Here is a 9,541-nt window from a genome sequence, read left to right on the forward strand (position 1 = left end):
GGCCGCCGCCATCGTCGCCCGCGACTTCCCGGACGCCCCGCCCGAGGCCGCGCCGCGGCTCGACGACGTCCGCACGGTCGTCGCCCGGGCCCGGTTCACCGACCGGCTGGCGCCGCTCGCCGTGGTCTACGCCGGGCTCGCCGGGTTCGGCATGGCCACCAGCACGCTCGGCCTGCTGGGGCTCTACCCGGGAACCGTGCTCGAACGGTGGACCGGGATACCCGAAGGGCTGGTCAACTTCGGCATCGAGATGGGCAGCTACGCGATCGCGGCGCTCGTGCTCGGGCTCGTGGTCGGCGGCCTGTTCGCGTACCGCACGGCGGAGTTCCGCCGCTACGTCGGGGTGCTGTGGGACCTGGGCACGTTCTGGCCCCGGATCGCGCACCCCTTCGCGCCCCGCTGCTACGCCGAGCGGGCCGTGCCGGAGCTGACCCGACGCATCTGCCACCTGACCTCACGCGGTGACCGGGTGCTGCTCGCCGGGCACAGCCACGGTTCGGTGCTGCTCGCCGCGACCGTGCTCCAACTGCCACCCGGCGTCGGTGACCGGGTGGCGCTGCTGACGTACGGCTCGCCGTTGCGCCGCCTCTACGCCCGGCTCTTCCCCGCCTACGTCGACGACGCCGCGCTGTGCGAGGTCGGCGACCGGGTCGGCTGGCGGTGGCTCAACCTCTGGCGGGACACCGATGCGGTGGGCAGTTGGATCTTCTCCCCCCACCACGACGGCGAGCCACCGGTCGTTCCCGGCCCGGCCGGGACGGTGGACCGGCGCGTGCGCGACCCGTACGGGGTGGTGGTGCCGACGACCGACACCGTCTCGCCGCCCATCGTCGGGCACTGGCCCGGCGAGTCCGATCCCCGATTCGACGACGCGGTCCGGGACCTCGCCGAGCGGCTGCGCCGGACCTGACCGCGCACCGCGCAGCCGGACGCGCGGGCGTCCCGGGCGACCGGCGCTGTCGTACCGTGGATCGATGACGGACATCGTGGCGACCATCCGGCGGACCTGCCTGGCGCTGCCCGAGGTGACGGAGCGGCTGAGTCACGGCACCCCCACCTGGTTCGTCCGCGGCCGGACGTCGTTCGCCTCGGTCTGGCCCGACGGCCACCACCGGGACGAGTTCCCGCACCTGTGGTGCGCCGCGCCGGCCGGTGCCGCCGTCGAGCTGGTCGCGGTCGACCCGCGCACGTTCTTCCGTCCGCCCTACGTCGGGCACCGGGGCTGGATCGGGGTACGCCTCGACACCGGCATCGGCGAGGCCGAGCTGGCCGAGGTCATCCGGGACGGCTACCTGTCGGTGGCGCCGCCCGCCCTGCGGGCCCGGCTCGACCAGCCCTGACCTGCGTCGACACGCTGAGTCACCATCGCGACACACCTCTGGCCCACCCCCGGCGCGCGGGTGAACACTGCGCCCATGGAGAACGGCGAGCGTGAGCGCACCGACGAACGTTTCGAGAAGGTGGCCGGCGAGACCTCCGAGACCGTGACCCACGCGGCCTCGGTGCTGGAGGAGGAACTCGCGGCGGGGCTGGCCGGCGCCCGGCGGCTGGAGGAGAAGCTGAGCGCGGACCGCAGGGTGGACCCGGAGGCGTTCGACGAACTCGTCGCGCGGGTCCGCACCGACGGGCACGCGCTCATCGACACCGTGGTCGCGCAGCTGAAGATGGCCGACGAGCAGCGCGGCGAGGTCGTCCGCCGGTACACCTCGGACGCGCACGACGCGCTGGACACCGTACTCAACCTCGCGCGGCTGGCCCCGGACGTGGCCAACGGGCTCGCGGACCGGCTGGCGACGCCGGCCCCGCGCAACCGGCCGCGGTCGGAGAAGTAGCCGGGCGATGGCGCCGACCACCGGGGTGACCGGCGGGCACGTGGAACGGGTGCTGGAGCGTTATCGCGGGCTCGCCCTCGGCGCGCTGCTCGACGACCTGCCCTCGGGCGGCCCGCGATACCTCTACGACCTGGTCGCGGAGTATCCGCGACGGTGGGGCAAGGGGCTGCGGGCGGCCTTGTGCCTCGCGACGTGCCGGGCGTTCGGCGGCGCGGAGGCGGTGGGGCTCAACGCGGCCGTCACCGTGGAACTGTTCCACAACGCCTTCCTCATCCACGACGACATCCAGGACGAGAGCGAGCAGCGGCGCGGCGCGGCGACCCTGCACGCCGAGTACGGCGTCGGCGTGGCGTTGAACGTGGGCAACATGACGAACCTGCTGGCGTTGCAGCGGCTCGCCGCGAACCGGGCGGCGCTCGGTTCCGGGATCGCCTGGCGGCTGTTCGAGGAGACCGAACTCATGCTGCGCCACTCGCTGGAGGGGCAGGCGATCGAGATCGGCTGGATCCGCGACAACGTGTCCGACCTGGACGCGGACGACTACTACCGGATGTGCCTGAAGAAGACCTCCTGGTACACCTGCATCTACCCGTGCCGGGCCGGGATCCTCGTCGCCACCGGCCGGCAGCACGCGGTCGACGTGCTGGACCGCTACGGGTGGTACCTGGGCGCCGCGTTCCAGATCCAGGACGACGCGCTCAACCTCGTCGGCGACTACGCCCGGTACGGCAAGGAGATCGCCGGCGACCTCTGGGAGGGCAAGCGAACGCTCATCCTGATCGACTTCATGCGGCGGTGCACCTCCGACGAACGCGAGCGCCTGTTCGACTTCCTGAGCCGGCGGCGCGCGCAGCGCACGGCGTCCGAGGTGCGCTGGCTGCACGGGCGGCTGCTCGCGTACGACTGCGTGGAGTCGGCGCGGCGCAGCGCCCGGGACCTCGCCGAGGCCGCCCGGCGCGAGGGGCGGCGCGCGCTGGGCGCGGCGGCCGACACGGAGGACGGCCGGTTCCTGCTCGACCTGACCGACTACGTGGTCGAGCGCCACCGTTAGGGCGCGACCGACCCGCCGGCCGGCCCGTCTCCGAGCGTCAGCACCGCGAGCAGCGCCGGATGGTCGGTGGTCCCCCGCATGCCCACTGCCCGGTGGCAGCAGATCGTGACGTCCCGGGTGGCCACGATCTGCTGCCGGGCGCCGTCGTCGACGCGCCGGTGGTCCGCCGGGACGCAGGAGCGCACGTCCGGGGTGCCACCGCGGCTGAGGTTGAGGTCGCCGCCGAGCACGGTCGACGGGTAGCCGGCGCTGCGTCGGATCTCCGGCACCACGGTGTCGAGCAGGTAGGCGCACTGGGCCAACGCGACGGCGCCACTGGTGTTCGCCAGGTGGGTCGTGCAGGCGTGCAGCGCGGTCCCCATCCGCAGGCAGAGCCAGGCCCGTTCCTCGGGGTCCGCGAGGTCCTGCGTGGGGTGGATCCCGCCGCGCACGTCGGGGCGGGCGTCGCGGGCGTCGAGCCGGGCGACCAGGCCGATGCCGAACGGCTGGCCGTTGCGGCAGCGGGTGACGGAGCGGCTGGGCCGGTCCCCGGCGGCCTGGAAGGCGGACCGGACCGTGCCCCGTGGATGGACGGCGGCGAGCGCGCGCTCCAGCACGGGCAGGTCGTCCCGGCAGATCTCGTTGAGCGTGACCACGTCCGGCGTCTCCGCGGCGATCACCTCGACCGCCTCGGGTACGGCCCGCCCGGTCCAACAGCCGGCGCGTCCGCTGTTGCACAGGTTCATCTGGAGCACCCGCAGCGTCGTGGCGCCGGTCGCGCCGGCCGTCGACGAGCCGGCGGGCAGGGCGGCCACCACGAGCAGGCACACGACGGCCAGCACCCGGCGGGCCCGCCGGGTGACACGGGTGGGTGACGGCTCGGAAACGCGGGACTCCGGGGGGTGGGCCTCGGGGCGGGTGCGCCGTGATCCTACCGCCGGGGCCGGGGGCGCGTCGCCGTCGACGCCGCGCCCCGGCACACGAGAGCCTTCGTGGCGCGCTCCTCGACGTTCGTGGGTTCGGTGGCGGGCTTCCTGTCACCCTCCCACCGCCTCGCCCCGGAAACCGTGGGTCGCGAAAAAGCTGCCGAATAGCGTGTTCGACCCCGACCGGATCGGACGGTCCGGTTGGATCGAGGGATGGGTGCACGCCGCCCCGGGGTCGGGGTCGGGATGTTGCGGGGCCCGGGCAGCGGCCCGAACGCGACGTTCGCGGAACTGTTCTTCGACCTGGTGGTGGTGTTCGCGCTGACCCGGCTGGCGGCGCAGGCGGTGTCCGGCCTGTCGGCGGCGTCGTCCTCCACCCGGTGGCTGGCGGCGGGCCAGACGCTGCTGCTGTTCCTGCCCCTGACCTGGGCGTGGACCATCACGTCGTACGTGACGGCCCGGTTCGAGCCGCGCCGGGTCGGCGTCCGGCTCGCGGTCGTGGCCAGCGCGTTCGGGCTGTTCATGATGGCCTCGGCCGTCCCCGCCGCGTTCGACGCCCGAGGCATGATCTTCGCCCTGTCGTACGTCCTGCTCCAGGTCGGCCGCACCGTGGGCTTCGGCCTGCTGCTGGGCGGCCTTCCGCTGCGACGCCTCTACTTCCGGGCCGGCGCCTGGTACTGCCTGAGCGCGATCTTCTGGATCTGGGGGGCCACCGTCGGGGAGACCGCCCGCACCGTGCTCTGGACCGTGGCCATCACCGTCGACCTCGGCGCGGCCCGGCTCGGGTGGCCGCTTCCCCGGCTCGGCCGGGGGCGGGCGGCGGCCTGGGCGACCGGGGGCGCGCACCTCAGCGACAGGTACCGGCAGTTCCTCATGATCGCGCTCGGCGAGGGCGTGATCTCCGTCGGCATCGCCTACACCAAGGAGGGGACGCCGGAGTCGGCGCACACGTGCGGGGTGGTGGTGGCGTTCGTGACCACGGTGCTGTTGTGGCGCATCTACTTCTTCCGCTCCGGCGAGTTGCTCGGCGAGGCGGTGGACGCGGCCGGCGACCGGGCCGCGTTCGGCCGTTCGGTGGCCTTCGCCCACACCGTCATGATCTTCGGGATCGTGGTGGTCGCGGTCGGCTACGGGCTGGTGCTGGACCACCCGTTCACCCGGCCGTACCCGGTCTGGCTGGCGGTGGTGCTCGGCGGCCCGCTGATCTACCTGCTGGGCCGGGCCCGCCTGGAGCGCCTCGTCTTCGACCGCGTGTCGCCGCGCCGGCTCCTCGGCGTCGCCTGCCTCGTCGTGCTGGCGCTGCCCGGCTACGCGGCCGGCCTCCTGGTCGCCTCGATCGGCGCGGCCCTGGTCCTCCTGCTCGTCGCGGTGCTCGACGCGCGCGCCGCGGTACGCGTGCCGGACGAACGGCCGGTGCCCGCCCGCTGAGGACGGCCGGCATGCATCGAGAGGCACCTATTGACACGTCTGGGGCTGCGACGGCGACCTGCCCGCGCCGAACGACCAGGTCGTCGGTCCGATCTCGCGGACGCTCTGCGCCGCGCTCAACCGCGGCACCCTCGGCACCGTCGACACCCAGCCCAGCACCGACGCGGCCGCCTTCTACCGCAACAGCCCCACCAACCAGTACGCCCGCCTGATCCACGCCACCATGGCCGACGGCAAGGCGTACGCGTTCGCCTTCGACGACGTCGGCGGCTTCGAGTCGCTGGTGCACGACGGCGATCCCCGCTCCGCCGGACTGATCCTCAGCCCGTTCGGCGCGGGCGGGCCCGGCACCCCGACCAGCGCACTCGTCAGCAGCCTGAACAACAAGTGCGTCGACGTGCCCGGCGCGAACTTCGTCGACCGCGCCCCGCTGCAGATGTGGACCTGCAACGACACCGACGCGCAGCGGTGGACGTTCAGCGGCGCCGCCCTGCGCAGCCGGAACGGCACGTGCATGGACGTCGACGGCGGTTCGACCGCCAACGGCGCCGCGGTGCAGCTCTACACCTGCAACGGCACCGGCGCCCAGCAGTTCACCCTCACCGCGGCCGGCGACCTGGTCAACCCGCAGGCGAACAAGTGCGTCGACATCAAGGACCGCAACGCGGGCGACGGCGCGCGGCTGCAACTGTGGGACTGCTCGGGCACCCCCAACCAGAAGTGGCGCTGGGGATGAGCGCCGGCCGACGCGCCGATCCGGGCTCAGCTCTCGGCGCCGCCGTCCCCGCGGCGAACCTCGCGCAGCCCGTGCTGCCAGCGCTCGCGACGCTGCTCACCGCTCTGCTCCCACCACGGCGTGCCGCGCTCGCCCAGGGCCACCTTGACCAGGTGCACCCGGGCGCGCGCGGCCGCCGGGTCCGCTCCCGTACGCAGTGCCCGACCGACGTCGCGGCGCGCCGCCATCAGCGCCGACCGCAGCACGGCCGCGGCCTCCTCCGGTACGGCGGGATCGGTCGCCCGCCAGCGACGGCCGGCGACGACGACGTAGCGCCCGTCCTCGGTGCGGTCCGGCGGCACCCGACCTCCCCTGTCCTCCGGCCGGGTCAGTTCGGTGAGCTGACCCGGTCCGCCTCGATCGTCATGATCACGCGGGTCTGGTCCCGGCCGCCGAACCAGGGGTACGAGCGGCCGAGGTACTTCTGCGACAGCCTGTCGATGTGCGCGGCGGCGCCGTGCTCCGACAGCTCGACGACCCGGCCCCGGACGGCGAGGTAACGGCTCGGGTTGGCCGGATCGGCGATCGCCAGCGCGACCCGGGGGTCGCGGCGGACGTTGCGGACCTTCTGGAACCCCTCCACCGTGTTGATGACGATGTACTTGCCGTCGGTGTCGACCCAGGTCTCGGTGATCTGGGGCGCGCCGTCGGGCATCAGGGTGGTCAGGAAGCAGATGCCGGGCCCGCGCAGCAGGTCGAGCAGGTCGTCGGGAAGATCCATGCCGCGACCGTACGCCGCCACGGCCGACTCCGCCCGCGGACACGGAGGTCGGGGCGGCCGGGCGAGGTGCGCGGGGAGCGCCAGCGGGTATCAGCACGGGATGAGACCCCGGGACGACGCCGTCGACGTCGCGGCGCCGCTGGCGCGGGCGGGAGCGGCGGCGCCGCACGACGCCAGCGGCGAGCGGGTGGTCACGCGTGACCTGACCGGTCTGGCGCCACCGGCCCGACCGGCACGGCGCTGGACACCGCGGCGGGTGGTGGCCGTCCCGGCGGCCCTCGACCACCCGCACGGCCGCCGGATCGTCGACCGGGTCGAGGCGCTCGGCATCGAGGTCGAGCGGCTGCGCGCCAACCGGCTGACCGGCGTGCGGGGCGACACCGACCGGGAGACGTACGCCCGGGCGAAGTCCACGCTGGCGATCGTGGTCAGCCCGCCGTCGCGGCGGACGCTGCAACCGATCGCGCCCAGCGCGGACTGGCGGGTGGACCTGGCCGAGGGGTGCCCGGCGCACTGCCAGTACTGCTACCTCGCCGGGTCGCTGTCCGGCCCGCCGGTGACCCGGGTCTACGCCGATCTCGACGACATCCTCGCCAACCTCGCGGGGTACGTCGGGCGGGGCACGGTGACCAGCCGTCGCGCCGCCCGGGCCGGCGAGGGCACCACGTTCGAGGCGTCCTGCTACACCGACCCGCTCGCGCTGGAACACCTCACCGGCAGCTGGCGACGGGCGGTGGAGCACTTCGCTGCCTGGGACGCGCCGGTGCAGTTGCGCTGGACCACCAAGTACGCCGACGTGGACACGTTCCTGGGCCTGCCGCACGCGGGACGCACCCGGGTCCGGTTCAGCGTCAACGCCACGCCGGTCAGCGGCCGGCTGGAGGGGGGCACCGCGCCCGTGCCGGAGCGGCTCGACGCGCTGCGTCGGCTGGCCCTGGCCGGCTACCCGGTCGGGTTGACCATCGCCCCGATCGTGGCGATGCCCGGGTGGCGGGAGCACTACGGCGAGCTGCTCGACCGGATCCGCGCGGCCGTGAGCGGCATCGCCCGGCTGGACCTGACCGCCGAGCTGATCACCCACCGCTTCACGCCGGGCAGCAAGGAGGTGTTGCTCGGGTGGTATCCCCGGACCCGGCTGGAGATGGACGAGCGGTCCCGCACACGCAAGTACGGCCGCTTCGGCGCGGTCAAGTACGTCTACCCGGCCGACGTGATGGACGACCTGCGCGACTGGTTCCACCGGGAGCTGGCCGCACGGGTGCCCGCCGTACGGGTGCTCTACTGGACCTGACGCCTCGGGCCGGACGCGCCGGGCCGCCGCGACGTACGATCGATGACGTTCGACGTGTCGGCGGCGACGAAGGGCGGTTTCCGGGATGGGGCCGGACGAGCGGGAACGGCTCTTCGACCGGGCGCGCGAGTGCTCGACCCGGCAGGAGTCCTGGCCGGAGGCGGACCGGTTGTGGACCCGGGTCGTCGCGGCCTACCGGGAGGCGGTGCGCGGCCCGGGCCGGGTGGACCCCCACGAGCGGCGGCAGCTGGCCCGCGCGCTCTGGCGACACGGCATGCTCCTGGCCGCGCTCGGCCGAGCGGTCGAGGGCCTGACGCCGGGTCGCGAAGCCGTCTCCCTCTTCGAGGAGCTGAACGACGCCGCGCGCGCCGCGGCCGGCCCGCAGCGGGACGAGGCACTGGCCGAGCTGATCACGGCGGTGCTCGACCTCGCCGAGAGCGCCCACGCGGCCGGTCAGCCCGCGCTGCGGATGGACCTGCTCGACCGGGCGGTGCAGGTGGGGCTGCACACGGCCGGTCCGCCCCCGTCCGCCGGCCCCCGCACCCGCGAGGCGATGGGGACGGCGTACCACAACCAGGCGACCGCGTTGCTGGAACGGGCCCGGACCGGCCCATCGCCGGACACGGACACCCGGGCGGCGGCGCTCGCCGCGTCCCGGGCCTGTGAGGTGCGGCAACAACTGCTCGACCCGAATCGTCCGCTCAGCCTCTGGGAGATGGCCAACACCTACGGCATCTACGCCCAGTGCCTGGTCGCCATCGGCGACGTCGACCGCGCCCGGATGGTGCTCGACCTCGGGAACCGGTTCGTGGCGGTGCTCGGGCCGGCGGGTGAGCAACCGGCGGCCAAGCTGCGCGCCGCGGCCGCGATGCTCGCCCAGCGGCAGGGGCCGTCCCGGGGTGGCCGCCGGCGGCGGTTCAGTCCACCCTGGTGAGCAGCGGCTTGCCCTTCTCCACCACGTAGGTGGCGAGTTCGACGGCGACGCCGGGCCCGACGTTGCGCGCCTGGTGGTGCACGCCGTACCCGACGGTGAGGGCGTCACCCGCGTGGCACACCACGGGCGGCCGACCGTCGAGCCGGTACTCCAGCGTGCCCTGAAGCACATAGATGATCTCTTCGCCGGGGTGGAAGTGGGTGAACGGCGGCGAGTCCGGCGTGAACTCCACCCGGGTCTGGACCACCTCGCGACCCGGCACACTCAGGTCCTGGCGTTGCAGGTCGACGCGCCACAGACCCGGCGCCGCCTCCACCGCGGTCGGGCTGATGCCGTCCGGTCGAACCGTCCCACCCATCGCGTCCTCCCGACCACACCGCGCCGATCCGGCGCCCCGTTCGCACCATAGGCGGCCCGCGGCGGCGCGGGACGGGAACGCCGGATCCGGACGGCCGTCAGTGCGCGACCACGACCGCCGGCGCCGGCTCGAGGTCGGCGAGCCGGGCCGGCCGGACGACCACCAGCAGCACCGCCAGCGCCGCCACCATGCCACCGGCCACCACCAGGGCCATCGCCACGGCGCCGGTGCCCAGCACGCCCACCA

General features: G+C 74.3%; 10 protein-coding genes and 2 pseudogenes. 8 read left to right on the plus strand and 4 right to left on the minus strand.

What is annotated here, in order from left to right:
• From HUW36_RS17945 to HUW36_RS17960, 4 genes and pseudogenes are all read left to right on the plus strand, one after another.
• A pseudogene (locus HUW36_RS17945) lies at positions 1-910 on the plus strand (hypothetical protein); the annotation flags it as partial.
• 64 nt (positions 911-974) lie between these two features.
• Positions 975-1,340, plus strand: a complete 366-nt coding sequence (locus HUW36_RS17950; protein ID WP_174529230.1) for an MmcQ/YjbR family DNA-binding protein — start codon at positions 975-977, stop codon at positions 1,338-1,340.
• 75 nt (positions 1,341-1,415) lie between these two features.
• Positions 1,416-1,832 (plus strand): hypothetical protein, encoded by a 417-nt coding sequence (locus HUW36_RS17955; protein ID WP_174529231.1) that lies wholly within the window; start codon positions 1,416-1,418, stop codon positions 1,830-1,832.
• Between the two features lie 7 nt (positions 1,833-1,839).
• Positions 1,840-2,883, plus strand: a complete 1,044-nt coding sequence (locus HUW36_RS17960; RefSeq protein WP_174529232.1) for a polyprenyl synthetase family protein — start codon at positions 1,840-1,842, stop codon at positions 2,881-2,883.
• Here HUW36_RS17960 and HUW36_RS17965 read toward each other — a convergent pair.
• Positions 2,880-3,704 carry an endonuclease/exonuclease/phosphatase family protein gene (locus HUW36_RS17965; RefSeq protein WP_174529233.1) on the minus strand — a complete coding sequence of 275 codons (825 nt, stop codon included), beginning with the start codon at positions 3,702-3,704 and terminating at the stop codon, positions 2,880-2,882. The genes HUW36_RS17960 and HUW36_RS17965 overlap by 4 nt on opposite strands.
• A 297-nt stretch (positions 3,705-4,001) precedes the next feature.
• Between HUW36_RS17965 and HUW36_RS17970 the strand changes: the two genes are divergently transcribed.
• Both HUW36_RS17970 and HUW36_RS17975 read left to right on the plus strand, forming a co-directional pair.
• The gene (locus HUW36_RS17970; RefSeq protein WP_174529234.1) at positions 4,002-5,216 is read left to right on the plus strand and encodes a low temperature requirement protein A; all 1,215 of its coding nucleotides are present in this window, start codon (positions 4,002-4,004) and stop codon (positions 5,214-5,216) included.
• Positions 5,217-5,253: 37 nt separating this feature from the next.
• Positions 5,254-5,952: pseudogene (locus HUW36_RS17975) on the plus strand (beta-1,3-glucanase family protein); the annotation flags it as partial.
• 26 nt (positions 5,953-5,978) lie between these two features.
• Here HUW36_RS17975 and HUW36_RS17980 read toward each other — a convergent pair.
• Entirely contained in the window at positions 5,979-6,293 is a 315-nt protein-coding gene (locus tag HUW36_RS17980) for a hypothetical protein (protein WP_174529235.1), read from the minus strand.
• A gap of 26 nt (positions 6,294-6,319) precedes the next feature.
• Entirely contained in the window at positions 6,320-6,712 is a 393-nt protein-coding gene (locus HUW36_RS17985) for a PPOX class F420-dependent oxidoreductase (protein ID WP_174529236.1), read from the minus strand.
• Between the two features lie 100 nt (positions 6,713-6,812).
• Here HUW36_RS17985 and HUW36_RS17990 point away from each other — a divergent pair, with 100 nt between their 5' ends.
• Positions 6,813-8,003: a spore photoproduct lyase family protein gene (locus HUW36_RS17990; protein WP_217428831.1), complete on the plus strand. Its 1,191-nt coding sequence runs from the start codon at positions 6,813-6,815 to the stop codon at positions 8,001-8,003.
• Between the two features lie 85 nt (positions 8,004-8,088).
• Positions 8,089-8,937, plus strand: coding sequence for a hypothetical protein (locus HUW36_RS17995; RefSeq protein ID WP_174529237.1), 849 nt, complete (start codon positions 8,089-8,091; stop codon positions 8,935-8,937).
• Here the strand turns inward: HUW36_RS17995 and HUW36_RS18000 are convergent.
• Entirely contained in the window at positions 8,921-9,295 is a 375-nt protein-coding gene (locus HUW36_RS18000) for a cupin domain-containing protein (protein WP_174529238.1), read from the minus strand. The two genes, HUW36_RS17995 and HUW36_RS18000, sit on opposite strands and share 17 nt — an antisense overlap.
• Positions 9,296-9,541 lie beyond the last annotated feature (246 nt).

Source organism: Micromonospora maritima, from assembly GCF_902825405.1.
GTDB classification, from domain to species: domain Bacteria; phylum Actinomycetota; class Actinomycetes; order Mycobacteriales; family Micromonosporaceae; genus Micromonospora; species Micromonospora maritima.